The following is a 15,757-nucleotide window of genomic DNA, read 5'->3' on the forward strand; positions in this document are numbered from 1 at the left end:
CCTCCGACAGCATGTCTCCCGGGCGTGCGGCGCTCAGCGTCATCTGGGCGGTGTCGCCTTTCCTGACCCTGGGCTGGGCCACCCCGTTCGCGTTCGCGGGCGCGGCGATCTGGCGCCGCAGCGGACATCTGGTGGTCGCCGCGGCGTTCTACCTCGGGGTGTTCGCGCTGCAGATGATGCTGCTGCCGGTCATCGACACCGACGCCGGCGCCGAGCGGCTGTACGGGGCGTGCCTGCTGACGCAGGCGGTGGTGGGCTGCTTTCACGCCTTCCTGGTGCGGCGCAGGGTGTTCGATCCGGAGGGGACGGGCGGCCTGGCCGGCAACGAGGCCGCGATCGAGATGGTGCGGCGGCAGCGGCTGCTGCGGGCCAAGGCGCGGGAGCTGGCCGCCAAGGACCCGGCCATGGCCAAGGAGCTGCGCATCGGCCGGCCGGACCTGCCGCGCCGCTATGACGACGGGGGGCTGATCGACGTCAATCACGCCCCGGCGACGGTGCTGACCATGCTGCCGGGCGTCACCGAGGAGCTCGCCCACCGGATCATCAAGGTCCGCCAGGAGACCGGCGGGTTCGTGTCCGCCGAGGAGCTGTCCACCCTGGCGCAGCTGCCGCCCGCTCTCACCTCCGACATCGCCGAATACGCCGTCTTCCTGCCCTGAAGCCGGCAAGGCCCCGGCGGCCGGTACCCGACATGGCCGGTTTTCGGCGTGCCGCTCCCCGGCCGGGGTCCGCGATGGTTACAGTCCGTGTGTGCGGATCTTTCGGGTGAACCTCCCATGATGGGGCGTACGCACGCCCTCAGCGGCGCGGTGGTGTGGCTGGCGGCCGTGCCGTTGCTCTCCCAGGAGCGGCTGCTGGGCGAGTTCGCGGTCTCGTTGTCGACCTCTCAGGTGCTGGCGGGCGCGGTGGTGTGCGCGGGCGCGGCGCTGCTGCCGGACATCGACCACCACAACGGGCGGATCGCCAACACCATCGGGCCGCTCACCAAGCTGCTGTGCAAGTGGGTCGGCCGGATCTCCGGCGGGCACCGGCAGGCCACCCATTCGATCCTGTTCGCCCTCGCCGCGGGGCTGGTGATGGACCTGCTGGCCACCCATGTGGCGTACGCCTGGTGGGTGGCGCTGTTCATCACCGTCGGGTTCGGGCTGCGCGGCATCGGCCTGGACTTCGAGGGGCACCCGGTGTGGTCGTCGGCCGCCGACTGCGCGGTGGCGGCGCTGGCGGTGTGGTGGATGAGCGGCCTGGACATGAGCTTCGCCGGCTATGCCGTCACCCTGGGCTGCCTGGCGCACGTGATCGGGGACTGCCTGACGCCGCGCGGCTGCCCGGTGCTGTGGCCGGCGCCGTGGCGGGTGGGCCTGCCGCTGGTGCCGCGCACCGACGGCGCGGTGGAGCGCGTGGTGGTGGCACCCGTCCTGGCCGTGAGCGCGGTGATCTTGGCCGCCTACGCGGTGTTCGGGGACGCGGCCGCCCGCTGGTTCGCCGGCGCGGGCTGACCGGGCGCCGTCCCTGCCGCGTCCCGCGAGCCGCGGCGAGCGCTCCGCCCCGTCAGGGGGCGATCACCGTCCGATTGAACCTTTTGTGGTGGGGACAACCCGGTTCAGGAGGTTCTGCATGGACGCAAAGCTCAGGCCCGTGCTGCGGGCGGGAGCAGCCGTGCTGCTGGGGGCGGCCATGGCCGCCGGGTGCGCCGGCGGCCCGGAGCCGGGCAGGCCGGGCGCCGGCGGCACCGGCACGGCGACCGTGGCCACCGCGCAGGGCGCCGTTCAGCTGGAGGAGCAGTACGAGAGGGTCATCAAGGCGGTGCTGCCCTCGGTGGTGCAGATCACCACCGACTCCGGTGAGGGCTCGGGCGTGGTCTACGACTCCGCCGGCCACATCGTCACCAACGCGCACGTCATCGCCGGGGCCCGGCGGATCGAGGTGGTCCCGGCCAGCGGCGGCCGGCCGCTGCAGGCCAGCGTGGTCGGCGCCTTCGTGCCCGACGACCTGGCGGTGGTGAAGGTGCGCGGCGGGGTGCTGCCCCCGGCCCGTTTCGGCGACTCCGCCAAGCTGGAGGTCGGCACCATCGTGCTGGCGATGGGCAGCCCGCTGGGGCTGTCGGGCAGCGTCACCAACGGCATCGTCTCGGCGACCGGCCGCAGCGTCACCACCGGCCGGCAGGGCGCCTTCCCCGGCGCGACCATCGCCGACGCCATCCAGACCAGCGCGGCGATCAACCCGGGCAACAGCGGCGGCGCGCTGGTCACGCTGAACGGCGAGGTGATCGGGATTCCCACCGCCGCCGCCAACGACCCCCAAGGCGGCGGCGCCGCCCCGGGCATCGGTTTCGCCACCCCCAGCAACACGGTCACCCGGATCGTCCCGCAGCTGATCAAGGACGGCCGGGTCACCAATTCCGGCCGGGCCGCCCTGGGGGTGACCGTCCGCACGGTGGCCGATCTGCGCAGCGGGCAGCCCGCCGGGGTGGGGGTGGTCTCGGTCACCGAGGGCGGCGGCGCCCAGCGGGCCGGGATCCGGCCCGGTGACGTCATCGTCCGGGTCAACGGCACCGACACCCCCACGCAGACGGCGCTGTCGCAGGTGCTGGCGCAGCTGTCGCCCGGGGACACCGTCGAGGTGGTCATCCGCCCGGCCGACGGCGCCGGGGAGCGCACCGTGAAGGTCACCTTGGGCGAGCTGCCCGGAGAGTGAGCCAGGAGGCCCGGCGGCGCCGGAGCGCCGCCGGGCACCGGGAGGCTACAGCCGCTCGCGCAGCTCCCGCTTGAGGACCTTGCCGGCCGCCGAGACCGGGATCTCGTCGACGAAGATCACCTCACGCAGCTTCTTGTAGTGGATGACCTTGGCGTTGACGTACTCCATCAGCTCCTCGGCGGTCACCTCGCCGGACTTGACCACAAAGGCGGTCGGCAGCTCCCCGGCCTTGGGGTCGGGACGGCCCACCACGGCGGCGTTGGCGACCTTGGGGTGGGTGAAGAGGATCTCCTCCAGCTCCCGCGGGTACACGTTGTACCCGTTGTAGATCAGCATGTCCTTCTTGCGGTCCACGATGGACAGGTAGCCGTCCTCGTCGAAGACCCCGATGTCGCCGGTGCGCAGCCAGCCGTCCTCGCTGAGCACCGCGGCGGTCTCCTCCGGCCGGTTCAGGTAGCCGACCATGACCTGCGGGCCCTTGGCGCAGACCTCGCCCTCCTGGCCGGGCGGCAGGCCGGGGGTGGAGTCGTCGACCTTCTCGGCGTCCACCGGCACCAGCTTGACCTGGGTGTCGAAGACCGGGACGCCGACGGTGCCGGCCTTGCGCTCCCCGGAGCGGTGCGGGGGGTTGGCGGTGACGCCCATGGTGACCTCGGTGAGGCCGTAGGCCTCGACCAGCGTGGCGTCGGGGAACTTCTCGCGGAGCTTGTTGATCATCTCCACCGGCAGCGGGGCGGCGCCGGAGGAGATGGACCGCACCGACGACAGGTCCCGCGTCTCAAACGACGGGTCGGCCATGAGCGCCGAGAACAGCGCGGGGGCGCCGCCGAGGGTGGTGGCGCGGAACTTCTCCATGTCGGCCAGGAACGCCGGGACGTCCAGCCGCGGGTGGACCACCACGGTGGAGCCGTTGAGCATCGGCATGTTCAGGTAGCCGATGGTGCCCATGGCGTGGAACCAGGGCGCCACGTTGACCAGCACGCCGGTGCCCAGCCGGACCGGGTACTCCTCCTCCGAGCCGATCTGGTCCAGCGTCAGCCCGCCGGCCTCGTCCAGCTTCGGCAGCGCCCCGGCGCCCCAGCAGGCGTACTGCAGCGAGCAGACCACCACGTTGCGGTGCGGGATCATCACGCCCTTGGAGCGGCCGGTGGTGCCGCCGGTGTAGGCGATGTGGGCCAAATCGGTGCGGGGGTCGATGTCCACCTCGGGGAAGGTGTCCGGCTGCCCTGCGCCGATCTCGGCGAAGTTCACCCCGCACTCGGCGAACGCGCCGTCGCACAGGGTGGACAGGTCCACCGCATCGCCCATCAGCGGGGCCACGATCACCGTGCGGACCTTGGTGTTCTTGAGCGCCTGGGCCAGGGAGCCGGCCACGAAGTCCAGCGTCACCACCGCCACGGCGCCGCAGTCGTCGAGCTGGAAGGCCAGGTCGTCGGGCGGCAGCAGCGGGTTGCACGGGGAGAACGTGGCGCCCGCCAGCAGGATGCCGTAGTAGGCGACGGGGAACTGCGGGATGTTCGGCAGGTGGATGGCGACCACGTCGCCGCGCCCGATGCCGCGGGCCCGCAGCCCGTGCGCGAACCGCGCCGCCTGCCTGGCCAGCTCGGCGTAGGAGATGTCCTGCCCCTGGTAGTGGAACGCCGTCCGGTCGCCCCAGCGGCGGGCCGCACCGGCGAGGATCGCCCCCACCGCGACGTCGGGGTAATCCAGGGACCGTGGCAGTCCGGCCGGCCAGTGCGCGGGGTTGCCCGCAGACGTCGCACCCATCGTCGTCCTTTCACGAAACTGCTGGTAGTGAGGCTGCTCACACAGCCGCAGACCTAATCGAATCGCGTTCGGTTCTCTTGGCGCAAGGGTTTGCCCATAACGATGCGCCCGATGTGCCGAAGCGACGTCCGATGGGCTCCTCAGCGCAGCAGTTCGATCACCGGGCCCAGGGCCTCCATGTACGGACCGTGCACGGTGATGTAGGAGAACCCATAGCGTTCACGCCGTTCCAGCAACTGGTCGGCGATCTGCCGGTGCGTGCCCAGCAGCAGGAACGGGGTCTCCAGGACCTGCTCGGGGGTCAGGAACGGCATCCGCTCGGCCGACAGGCGCTCGGCCGCCGCACGCCGGTCGCCGGTCACGATCACGGCCTGGATCAGCACGCTGGACTCGACGCGGTCGGCCCGCTCCCCCAGCAGCCCGCGCACAAAGCGCACCCGCTCCTCGGCCTCGGCCGCGGTGGCCAGCCGGAACGTCCCCGGCTCGGCGCCCTTCATCTGCAGGCCCCCGCCGTAGGCGATGATGTCGGCGCAGCGGGCCGCCAGGCGCAGCACCCGGTCGCTGGTGCCGCCGATCAGCAGCGGCGGGCCGAAACCGCCGAAGCCCCGCCGCTGCACCGGCTTGAGCTCGGCCAGGTCATGCAGCTCCCGGACGGCCGCGCGCTGCGGATAGTCCGGGCCGGAAAACAACCGGGTCAGCTCCTCGACCGTCCGCTCCAGCCGCTCCACCCGGGCGCCGAACGGCTCCCAGGGCAGGCCGGCGGCGTCGAACTCCCACTTCATGTGGCCGGCGCCCAGCCCGAGCTCGACGCGGCCGTCGGTGAGCCGGTCGGCGGTGGCCACCTCGCGGGCCAGCAGGTGGGGGTTCCAGAAGCCGACGTTGAGCACCAGGGGACCGACCCGCAGCCGCTCGGTCGCCTCGGCCGCCGCCACCATCGCCGGGAACGGGGCCGGCCCGCCCAGGTGGTCGGGGATCAAGGCCACGTCGTAGCCGAAGCGCTCGGCCGTCCGGCAGCGCGCGACGAACTCCTGGCGGGAGGGCAGATCGAAGAAGTTGAACCCGAACCGGAAATCTCGCATGCCCCCACCTTTCCCGGCCGGGGCGGGGGCGTCAGCGCCGTCCGCCGTCAGCGGATCCGCCCTGAGCTGAGCCCCGCCCCTTGACAGCGGGCCCCGCCGGGAAAGGGCGGCGCGGCTAGGAGCCGCCCTCCCCGGTCCCTCCGCCGGCGGTCTTCTTCATGCGTTCGTCGCGCCGGGCCAAGGCGGCCAGGCGGGCGTTGTAGGCGGCCAGCTCGTCCTCCTCGTGGCGGGCGGCGGCCCGCTCGGCCTTGCGGTCCTCGCGGCGGGCGGTGCGCTGGTCGTCCAGGAACCACTGGACGACCAGGGCCAGCAGGACGATGAAGGTGGGGATCTCCCCGAAGCCCCAGGCGATGGCGCCGCCGGCGTGCTGGTCGGACAGTATCGAGGCGGCCCAGTCCGGATGCACCGACCGGTACCAGCCCTCGGCGAGCGGCTCGCCCAGGCTCATCAGCGCGATCCCGAAGAAGGCGTGGAAGGGCATGGTGGCGAACAGCGTCACCAGCTTGGCCACGTACGGGACCTTGCGCGGGGTGGGGCCGACCCCGATCAGCACCCAGAAGAACAGCGCCCCGGCCGCCAGGAAGTGGATCTCCATCGCGATGTGCCCCAGATGGTTGCGCATCGCGTTCGCAAACAGCGGGGTGAAGTAGAGCGCGAACGTGGTCACCACGAAGATCGCGGCGGCCACCACCGGGTGCGAGATCACCCGCACGTACCGGCTGTGCAGCAGCACCAGCAGCCATTCGCGGGGGCCGCGGTCGCCGCGGACGGGGGCGGGTTTGATCGCCCGCAGCGCCAGCGTGATCGGGTCGCCGAGCACCATGAAGATCGGGGTCAGCATGCTCAGCGTCATGTGCTGCACCATGTGCATGCTGAACAGCAGCGGCGCATACCGCGCCAGCCCGCTCTGGGTGACCAGCACGATGGTCAGCAGCCCGAAGAACCAGGAGACGGTGCGCAGCATGGGCCAGCGGTCGCCGCGGGCGCGCAGCCGCGCCACCCCCGCCAGGTACAGGCCGCCCAGCACCACCACCAGCAGCGCGAAGAAGAAGTCCAGCTTCCACAGCGTCAGGACGCGGCCGAAGGTGATCTGCGGCGGCATCGGGTAGCCCAGCAGCACCTGCACGGCGTTCTCGTCCAGCAGGGGGGCGGGCGGGGCGGTGCGGGCCAGCGCCGTCGCCACCCCCAGCACCGCGGCCATCACCGCCACCTCCACCGCGGCCAGCCGGGCGAACGCGCCGGGCCGCCGCTCGGCCAGCTGCGGCAGCGTGCGGCGGCGGTGCCACCAGCCGAACCAGCCCAGCGCCCCGAACAGGACGATCTTGGCCAGGACCAGCCGGCCGTAGGAGGTGGTCACCAGCTCGGCCGGGCCGGGCAGGCGGGCCATGGTGCCGGCGATCCCGCTGACCCCGACGACGATGTAGCACCACAGGGCCATGCGGCTGTAGCGGCCGGCCATGATCTCCGGCCGCCCGCCGCCGGTCAGGACGTGTCGGCCCAGCATCGCCAGCCCGCCGACCCACAGCGCCACGGCGAGCACGTGCAGCGCCATCGAGGTGACCGCCAGGGAGTGGTTGCCGGCCGAGGCGGCGTGCCCGGTCAGCGGCGGCGGCAGCAGCGCCACCAGGGCCGTCACCAGCAGGCCCGCCGCCCCGTTCACGGTGGCGGTGGTCCGCGCCAGCAGCGCCACCAGCACCGCCAGCAAGATCACCAGCATCAGCGCGGTGGCCTGCGGCAGGTCGCCCACATAGCCGCTGAGCCGGTTGCCGGTCAGCACCTGCCCCACCGGCTCGCCGAGCACGTCGGAGACGGTGAACACCAGCGCCGCCGCCGCGGCGGCGGCCCAGCCGGCCCCCAGCCAGGAGGCGGCCCGCAGATAGGTCAGCGCGTCGGCGGACAGCCGGCCCTTGCCGCCGGCGACCTCCAGCGGCAGCAGCATCGTGGCGGCCAGCAGCGCGCCGACGGTGAGCGCGGCGGCCGCGTGCATGGCGACCCGGGCGACCGGCAGTCCCCAGCGGGTCAGCGCGCCCGCGTCCCCGATCCCCGGGACGATCTCCTCGGCCGCCGCGCCGCCGGCCACCATCGCCGCCGCCAGCGCCGCGCCCGCCGCCGCGACGGCGATCGCGGCGGCCCGCGCCACCTGTGCCACGCCCTTGCTCATCGCGCGCCCCCGGTCACTTGGAGGAGTCCTTGCGCAGGAGGGTGAGCGCTCCGCCGATGCCCACGCCGAGCAGCAGCCCGCTGCCGATCATCAGCCACTTGGGGGCGCCGCCGGAGGTTTTCTGGGCTATGGGTGTGCTTTCGGTGGACGAGACGGACGCGGCGGCGGGTACGGCCATTGCCACCATCAAGGTCAGCAGGATCGCGGCGAGGGCGCCGATGCGCGCCTTGGAACTGGTCATGGGAACGTCGCTGGTCTCCGGGTACGGACTGGGGCGCCCTCTACCCTATTGAGGTTCGCCCCAGCCCTCGACGGCCCCCGCAGGCGACCGGACCGGCCCGCTTCAGTCGCAGCAGTTACCGCAGTTGCCGCAGCCCTCGCAGCAGTCACAGCAGTCGCCGTCGCGGGTGCACCAGCAGCGGTCGCCGCAGCTCTTGCCGCGGTATTTGCTCCATTTCGGCTGGTAGAGCCCGCAGCTGAGGCAGACGCAGGTGTCGGCCAGGCACGGGATCGGAAAGGGCGGGCGCTTGGGACGGCCGTGCCCCTTGCCGTACCAGCCGCCACCGCCGCCGCCACCGCCCCAGCCCCCTCCGGGTGCTCCGGGCCCCATGGGGACGGACGGCGGGTGCCCGGCCGGCGGGTAGGGCTGCTGCGGGGCGGGGCCATAGGGCCCCTGGGGCGGACCGTAGGGACCACCGCCCTGCGGCGGGCCGGGGTAGGCGGCGAAGACCCGCTCCACCGAGCGCGCCACCTCGCGTTCCAGCAGCGCCTTGACCAGGCGGTCGTCGGCCAGGTCGAGGTCGGCCAGGGCCAGTCGCAGCCCGTGCAGGGCGTCCCGGCAATGGCGGTGGGCCGTCGCCAGGTCCGTGCCGGTGGCGATCAGCGGGTTGTAGGCGCCCGAGGCCCGGTCCTGCTCCAGGTCCTCCACGGCGTCGAGGATGTGGGCCAGGCGGCCGAAGAAACGCCCGGCCTCCGCCAGCGGCTCGGCGTTGTGCGGCTTGCCCGCCAGCACGGCGGTGTGCGCGAACGCCGCCGCCACCGCCGTCTCGGTCGGCTCGGTCACCTCCAGCAGCCGCAGCGGCCGGCCGGCCGACTCCAGCTCCGCCTGCCGGCTCACCGCCTCCCGCAGCACGCCGGCGTCGAAGCCCAGCGCCCGCCCGGTGCGCGTCCCGGCGGCCTCCCAGCGGCCGGCCAGCCGCCTCGCCCCGGCGGCCACCAGGGCGCGGGCGTAGGCCCCGTCGCCGTCGGCGATGTGGTCGCGGGTCTTGGCCGCCGCCAGCATCAGCGACACCGCCGCCGCCAGCCGGGCGCCTTCGCTACGGGCGTCCACCACGCGGGCCGTCCGCATTCCCCGCAGCGCGCACGGACCGGCCTTGCGGTGGGGCGAACGCTCCGGGGCCTGCGCCTCCACCAGGACCGACACCAGCAGGCCGTCGTAGTTGGTGACCAGCCGGGCGGCCTGTCCGTGCTCGGCCCGCAACGTCAGGCACAACCCGCACAGGTGCGCCATCCAGCCTTCGAACAGCGACCGGCACATCACGTGGCGGCACGGCCGTACGACTCCGAACATCCCTCTCCCCTCGCCTCGCCCCGTGGGCGTCCGGGCGCTCCGGTCCGGGCCGCGGCGCGATCTCATCCCGCCGGGAGGCGACGGACCGCCCGTCCGGCGCGGACGATCATAGAGCCGTTACAGGCCGAAAAGTCGCTTTCGGTCATGCCGAGACCACATGTGGCCCCGCCCCGGGGACGCTGCGCCCCCGCCAAGGCGCCCGTCCCTTGAGGCGGGGCCGTGTCGTCAGAGCCCGGCGCAGGCCAGGGCGCGCCGGTAGGCGCCCAGCCGCGGGCCGTCGGCCGCGCCGGTCTCCCCCAGCAGCTCGGCCAGGTCGAACCAGGCCTGCGCGGCCTCCCGGGAGGACTCCATCTCCTCCATGAGCGTGGCGGCCCGGGTCAGCACCTCCACGGCGTCCTCGGTGCGGCCCAGCCGCACGTACGCCTCGCCCAGCACGGTCAGCGCCCAGGCGCCGGCCCGGCGCGGGCTGTCGCCGAGCAGGTCCAACGCCTCGTGGGCGAGCGTGACCGCCTCGGCGGGCCGGCCGAGGACGATCTCGGCGCGGGCCAGTTCCACCAGGCACAGCGCCACGTCGATCTCCCCGGCGGAGCTGGAGTCGATCTGCTCGCGGATGCGCAGCAGCATCTCGCGGGCCTGCTCGGCCTGCTCGGGCCGGGCCCGCAGCAGCAGCCCGGCGTAGACCATGCGCAGCCGGTGCGCGCTGCGGGGGTCGTCCATCGCGCCCGCCAGCGGCAGCGCCCGCTCGGCCAGCTCCATGCCCTCTTCGTAGTTGCCGCGCACCTCGGCGACGTAGGCGGCCTCCCAGTAGGCGGCCATCTTCGCCCGGGGGCTGCCGATCCGCTCGGCCCGGGCGATGAGCTGGTCGGCGAGCTGGCGGGCCCGCACCAGGTCGCCGCGCTCGATGTAGGCGGCCAGCAGGGACGCCCCCAGGTGCACCGCGCCGTCGGTGGAGTCCGCCCCGGAGGCGATCAGCTTGCGCAGCGCCTCTTCGGCCACCTCGACGCCGGCGCTGATGTCCCCCCGTTCGCGCAGGCAGCGGCTGAGCGCCACGTGCACCTTGGCCCACTGCTCCAGGTCCGCCTCCGGGGAGGTCTCGGCGGTCAGCTGGCGCAGCTCGGCGATCGCCTCCTCCAGCGCCCCGGCCGCCTCCAGGGCCAGCGCGTGCCCCCAGCGCGCCTGCTGCAGCAGTTCCGGCAGCGCCACCGCGTCGGTGTTGGACAGCACCTCGGCGAAGCGGGCGCGGGCCTCCTCGGCGGCGCCGTTCTGCAGCGCGATCTCGGCGTAGTCCAAGGTGACCCGCAGCTCGTCGACGACCTCTTCGCTGACCCCGCTCACCAGGTAGGTCGCCGAGCAATTGAGCTTGGCCGCCAGCAGCTCGATCACGCTGGGGGCCGGCACCCGCTTGTCGCTTTCGATCAGTGAGATATAGCTGTCGGACAGCTCGGGAAAGGCGAGTTGCGCCTGGCTGACACCCTGACGGATACGCAGCGCACGTATGCGTTGTCCGAGAGTTTCCTGTCCGGCCACCACGAAGCCCCTTACTCACCGCATGCGGGGGTGTGCACACGGTAGTGATTCCCGACTCTTCCCCACAGACCCCCGAACGCTGAAGAGGCGGCCGCGCCGCTCGGTCGCTCTCCGCGTAGGTATCGCAGCGTATTCACGAACACCCCTGATGGCGAGGGGTCCTCCCGTACCGTGATACAGAACCGTGATGAGCGTCCCACCAGTAGAGACGGCAGGGTGCGGATGCTCTACTGAGGGCGTGCAAAACGGCACTCGCGGAGCGGGAGGGCCGCGCGGCGCCGGGCGGCCCGCGCCGCCGCAGAGCCGCCCGCCCGCGTCCCGATAGGAGTTCTGGAGCGCCCTTGAGTGTGAGCACCCATGTCCTGGACACCCACCGCGGCAGGCCCGCCGCCAAGGTGCCGGTCCGGCTGGACCGCTACGACGGACGGACCTGGCAGCCGCTGGCCGAGGACCTGACCGGCGACGACGGCCGGCTGGAGGACCTGCCCGGCGGCGGGACGGAGCTGTCGGCCGGGGTGCACCGGCTGCGCTTCGGCACCGGCCCCTACTTCGCCGCGCTGGGCGTGCCGGCCTTCTACCCGGAGATCTGCGTGATCTTCGAGATCACCGACCCGGCCGAGCACTACCACGTGCCGCTGGCGGTGAGCCCCTACGGCTACTCCACTTACCGGGGAAGCTAGGCCTCCGGTTGTGAAAAGTCACAGCCGGACACCACAGGACATTCGCTAAAACGGGTTCCGGTGAGCCCAGAACACATTTCGGGCAGTTAATCTGAGTACGCGGCGACGCGGGCGGCGACCAGGGGCGGGCCGCCCGCGTCGTACCGCGCGAGCATGATCGGGGGACGTCCTGATGGTGCACGCCGGCACCGGGCCGCGACGGGCGGGGGGCCCGCTGGAGCGGTTATTCGACCTGAGCGGGCGCGGCACCACACTCGCCCGCGAGGCCCGCGGCGGGGTCACCACCTTCTTCGCGATGGCCTACATCATCCTGCTCAACCCGATCATCCTGGGCGGGGCGCAGGACGTCACCGGCGCGAGGCTGTCGATCCCGCAGCTGACCACGATGACGGCGCTGTCGGCGGCGATCGCCACCATCGTGATGGGGCTGGTCGGCAACGCCCCGCTGGCGCTGGCCGCCGGGCTGGGCATCAACGCGGTGGTCGCCTACCAGGCCGCCCCGCAGATGACCTGGCCGCAGGCGATGGGCCTGGTGGTGCTGGAGGGCCTGGTCATCGTGCTGCTGGCGGTCACCGGGGTGCGCGAGCGGATCATGAACGCCATCCCGCTGTCCCTCAAGCACGCCATCGCGGTCGGCATCGGCGCCTTCATCGCGCTGATCGGGCTGGTGGACGCCGGGTTCGTCACCGCCGGCACCGGCGGCACCCCGCTGGCGCTGGGCGCCGCCGGCTCGCTGAACACCTGGCCGTCCCTGGTGTTCGCAGTGGTACTGCTGCTGATGATCGTGCTGTACACCCGGGGGGTGCCCGGCGCCATCCTGATCGGGATCGTGGTGGGCACCGCGCTGGCCATCGTCATCGAGACCCACGCCCGCATCCCCGAAGGCGGCTGGGGCGTGGTCACCCCGCGGATGCCCAAGGAGCTGGTGGCCGCCCCCGACTTCGGGCTGCTGCTGCAGGTGGACCTGTTCGGCGGCTTCGTCCGCGCCGGTTTCCTCAGCGCCCTGGTGGTGCTGTTCACCCTGGTGCTGTCGGGGTTCTTCGACGCGATGGGCACCATCTTGGGCATCAGCGACGAGGCCGGGCTGGTGGACGAGCGGGGCCGGGTGCCCCGGCTGGGGCGGATCCTGGCGGCCGACGGGCTGTCGGCCGCCCTGGGCGGGCTGACCAGCTCCTCGGCCAACACCGTCTATGTGGAGTCGGCCGCCGGGGTGGGCGAGGGCGCCCGCACCGGCCTGGCCAACATGTTCACCGGGGCGCTGTTCCTGGGCACCCTGCTGCTGACCCCGCTGGCGGCCGTGGTGCCCGCCCAGGCCGCCTCACCCGCCCTGGTGCTGGTGGGGGCGCTGATGATGACCCAGGTCTCCAAGATCGACTGGTCGGATCTGGAGCTGGCCGTCCCGGCCTTCTTGACCATCGTCATGATGCCGTTCACCTACTCGATCACCACCGGCATCGGCGCCGGCCTGATCGTCTACACGCTGATCAAGGCGGGCCGGGGCCGCTGGCGCGAGGTGCACTACCCGCTGTGGATCGCCGCCGCGGTGTTCGCCGCCTACTTCGCCCTCCACCCGATCAAACTGCTGCTGGGCATCGGCTGAGGCCCGCCGCCCGGCCTTGACGCCGCGGCGGCCGCGCCGGAAAGTGCGGCGGGGAACGGATACTGAGAATCTCAGACCGCACGACGTAGGGTCCCCGCGAGGTGTCAAATGGTCCCGGTGTGACGTAAGCAGAAGGCAGAGCCTGACCTCATCGGACGTGGAATCGGGCGTGACATCAGGCGTGAAAGGCGTGGCAGTGGTCTCCACAGCATCCCCCTCGGCATCCTCCCCCGGGCAGGTCCCGGCCGGCGGCCATGTGCTGGTGGCTCCGGACAAGTTCAAGGGGTCGCTGAGCGCGCCGCAGGTCGCCCGCCGGCTGGCCGACGGGCTGCGGCGGGCCCGGCCGCAGGTGCCGATCGTGGAACTGCCGATCGCCGACGGCGGGGACGGCACCGTCGAGGCGGTCATCGCGGCCGGCTGGCGGCGGGTGGAGGTGAAGGTGGCCGGCCCCACCGGGCAGCCGGTCACCGCCGCGCTGGCGATGAACGGCGACACCGCCGTGGTGGAGATGGCCGCGGCCTCCGGCCTGCGGCTGCTGCCCGGCGGCAGGCCCGCCCCGCTGAGCGCCACCAGCCTGGGCACCGGGCAGCTGATCGCGCACGCGCTGCGGCTGGGCGCCCGCCGCATCGTGCTCGGCCTGGGCGGCAGCGCCTGCACCGACGGCGGCGCCGGGATGGTGCAGGCGCTGGGCGGGCGGCTGCTGGACGCCACCGGCCGGGATCTGCCGCCCGGCGGCGCCGCGCTGCGCGCCCTGCACGCTTTGGACCTGCGCGGCCTGCCGGACCTGTCACGAGTCCAGGTGATCATCGCCAGCGACGTGGACAACCCGCTGCTGGGCCGCAACGGGGCCGCCGCCGTCTACGGGCCGCAAAAAGGCGCCGGACGGGAGGAGGTGCGGGTGCTGGAGGCCGGGCTGCGGCGCTGGGCCGACCTGGCCGAGGCGGTCTCCCGCAAGAGCGCCCGCGACCGGCCCGGGGCCGGGGCGGCCGGCGGCCTGGGCTTTGCCGCCCTGGTGTTCCTGGGCGCCCAGATCCAGCCGGGCATCTCGTTCATGCTGGATCTGCTGGGGTTCGCCGACAAGGCCAAGGGCGCCCGGCTGGTGATCACCGGGGAGGGGTCGCTGGACGCCCAGTCGCTGCGCGGCAAGGCGCCGATCGGGGTGGCCAGGGCCGCCGCCCGCGCCGGGGTCCCGGTGATCGCGGTGGCCGGGCGGCGCGGGCTGACCGGCGAGCAGCTGCGCCGCGCCCGCATCCAGGCCGCCTATGCGCTCAGCGACATCGAGCCCGACATGGAACGCTGCATGCGCCAGGCCGGCCCGCTGCTGGAACAGCTCACGGTGGCGATCGCCGACGAGTGGCTGCCGCCGAGCAGCCTCGGACCGGTCGCCTGATACGCCCTCCTCGGCGGCGCTCCCCGGGGCTTTACACTCTGTCGGCAATCGGCGGAACTGCGCGACAGGCTGCTCATAGCCCCGCCGGCATACCCGGCCGCACTCTGGGGAAAACGGACATCCTGGACCCCGGAGGGCACGGTGAAGGTCGGCATTCCCCGCGAGATCAAGACCCACGAGTACCGGGTGGCCATCACCCCCGCGGGAGTGCTGGAGCTCACCCGCCGGCACCACGACGTCTTCATCGAGCGGGGCGCGGGGGCGGGCTCGTCCATCCCCGACGCCGAGTACGCCTCGGCCGGGGCCAAGCTCCTGGACACCGCCGATGAGGTGTGGGGCGAGGCCGAGCTGGTGCTGAAGGTCAAGGAGCCGGTCGCCGAGGAGTACCACCGGATGCGTCCGGGCCAGACGCTGTTCACCTACCTGCACCTGGCCGCCTCCCGGGCCTGCACCGACGCGCTGCTGCGGGCGGGGGTGACCGGCATCGCCTACGAGACCGTCCAGCTGCCCGACCGCTCGCTGCCGCTGCTGGCCCCCATGTCGGAGGTGGCCGGGCGGATCGCCCCGCAGGTCGGCGCCTACAACCTGATGCGCTTTGCCGGCGGGCGCGGGGTGCTGCCCGGCGGGGTGCCCGGGGTCGCCCCGGCCAAGGTGACGGTGATCGGCGGCGGCGTGGCCGGGCTGAACGCCGCGCAGATCGCGGCGGGCATGGGCGCGGAGGTGACCGTGCTGGACATCGACGTCGACCGGCTGCGCCACATCGACGCCCTCTACCGCGGGCGGATCAAGACGCTGGTCTCCAGCGCCTATGCCGTCGAACGGCAGGTGCGCGAGGCCGACCTGGTGATCGGGGCGGTGCTGATCCCCGGCGCCAAGGCCCCCAAGCTGGTCTCCAACGAGCTGGTGGCCGCGATGAAGCCGGGCTCGGTGCTGGTGGACATCGCCATCGACCAGGGCGGGTGCTTTGCCGACTCCCGCCCCACCACGCACGCCGACCCGACCTTCCGGGTGCACCAGTCGCTGTTCTACTGCGTGGCCAACATGCCGGGCGCGGTGCCCAGCACCTCCACCCACGCCCTCACCAACGCCACCCTGCCGTACGTGCTGGCGATCGCCGACAAGGGCTGGCGGCGGGCGCTGCGCGAGGACGCGGCGCTGGCGGCGGGCCTGAACGTCCACGACGGCCACCTCGTGCGCCCCGAGGTCGCCGAGGCGCACGGCCTGGACCACATCGACCTCGCCTCGGTGCTGGGCTGACCTCCTCCGCCGGCGCACCGCTCCCCTAAGGT

The 15,757-nt window shown here is 73.2% G+C and carries 13 protein-coding genes; 7 read left to right on the top strand and 6 right to left on the bottom strand.

All coding sequences use genetic code 11. The features are described 5' to 3' along the window. Positions 1–11 precede the first annotated feature (11 nt). The 3 genes from BUE48_RS15415 to BUE48_RS15425 all read left to right on the top strand — a co-directional run bounded on the left by BUE48_RS15415 (position 12) and on the right by BUE48_RS15425 (position 2,694). The gene (locus BUE48_RS15415) at positions 12–659 is read left to right on the top strand and encodes a ComEA family DNA-binding protein (protein WP_245536870.1); all 648 of its coding nucleotides are present in this window, start codon (positions 12–14) and stop codon (positions 657–659) included. A gap of 120 nt (positions 660–779) precedes the next feature. Further along, positions 780–1,496, top strand: a complete 717-nt coding sequence (locus tag BUE48_RS15420; RefSeq protein ID WP_041441973.1) for a metal-dependent hydrolase — start codon at positions 780–782, stop codon at positions 1,494–1,496. A 118-nt stretch (positions 1,497–1,614) separates the two neighbouring features. Continuing rightward, positions 1,615–2,694, top strand: coding sequence for a S1C family serine protease (locus tag BUE48_RS15425; protein ID WP_012853447.1), 1,080 nt, complete (start codon positions 1,615–1,617; stop codon positions 2,692–2,694). Positions 2,695–2,739: 45 nt separating this feature from the next. Here the strand turns inward: BUE48_RS15425 and BUE48_RS15430 are convergent, their stop codons facing one another. The 6 genes from BUE48_RS15430 to BUE48_RS15455 form a co-directional block, all read right to left on the bottom strand. Continuing rightward, a complete protein-coding gene (locus BUE48_RS15430) occupies positions 2,740–4,461 on the bottom strand; it encodes an AMP-binding protein (protein ID WP_286990248.1) in 1,722 nt (573 codons plus the stop codon). 140 nt (positions 4,462–4,601) lie between these two features. Then, positions 4,602–5,540 (bottom strand): LLM class F420-dependent oxidoreductase, encoded by a 939-nt coding sequence (locus BUE48_RS15435; RefSeq protein WP_012853449.1) that lies wholly within the window; start codon positions 5,538–5,540, stop codon positions 4,602–4,604. A gap of 115 nt (positions 5,541–5,655) precedes the next feature. Further along, on the bottom strand, positions 5,656–7,701 hold the full coding sequence (locus BUE48_RS15440; RefSeq protein WP_286990250.1) for a bifunctional copper resistance protein CopD/cytochrome c oxidase assembly protein: 2,046 nt from the start codon (positions 7,699–7,701) through the stop codon (positions 5,656–5,658). Positions 7,702–7,714: 13 nt separating this feature from the next. Continuing rightward, on the bottom strand, positions 7,715–7,942 hold the full coding sequence (locus BUE48_RS15445) for a hypothetical protein (protein WP_012853451.1): 228 nt from the start codon (positions 7,940–7,942) through the stop codon (positions 7,715–7,717). Positions 7,943–8,044: 102 nt separating this feature from the next. Then, positions 8,045–9,271, bottom strand: a complete 1,227-nt coding sequence (locus BUE48_RS15450; RefSeq protein WP_286990253.1) for a DUF5685 family protein — start codon at positions 9,269–9,271, stop codon at positions 8,045–8,047. Positions 9,272–9,496: 225 nt separating this feature from the next. Next, positions 9,497–10,801 (bottom strand): helix-turn-helix domain-containing protein, encoded by a 1,305-nt coding sequence (locus BUE48_RS15455; protein ID WP_012853453.1) that lies wholly within the window; start codon positions 10,799–10,801, stop codon positions 9,497–9,499. Positions 10,802–11,145: 344 nt separating this feature from the next. Here BUE48_RS15455 and uraH point away from each other — a divergent pair, with 344 nt between their 5' ends. From uraH to ald, 4 genes are all read left to right on the top strand, one after another. After that, positions 11,146–11,478 (top strand): hydroxyisourate hydrolase, encoded by a 333-nt coding sequence (uraH, locus tag BUE48_RS15460; protein ID WP_502694615.1) that lies wholly within the window; start codon positions 11,146–11,148, stop codon positions 11,476–11,478. Positions 11,479–11,650: 172 nt separating this feature from the next. Then, positions 11,651–13,078 carry an NCS2 family permease gene (locus BUE48_RS15465; RefSeq protein WP_286990258.1) on the top strand — a complete coding sequence of 476 codons (1,428 nt, stop codon included), beginning with the start codon at positions 11,651–11,653 and terminating at the stop codon, positions 13,076–13,078. Between the two features lie 256 nt (positions 13,079–13,334). Beyond that, positions 13,335–14,468, top strand: coding sequence for a glycerate kinase (locus BUE48_RS15470; protein WP_012853456.1), 1,134 nt, complete (start codon positions 13,335–13,337; stop codon positions 14,466–14,468). Positions 14,469–14,609: 141 nt separating this feature from the next. Continuing rightward, entirely contained in the window at positions 14,610–15,725 is a 1,116-nt protein-coding gene (gene ald, locus BUE48_RS15475; protein WP_286990261.1) for an alanine dehydrogenase, read from the top strand. Positions 15,726–15,757: the final 32 nt, after the last annotated feature.

It is taken from the genome of Thermomonospora sp. CIF 1 (genome assembly GCF_001896795.1).
GTDB lineage: Bacteria > Actinomycetota > Actinomycetes > Streptosporangiales > Streptosporangiaceae > Thermomonospora > Thermomonospora curvata.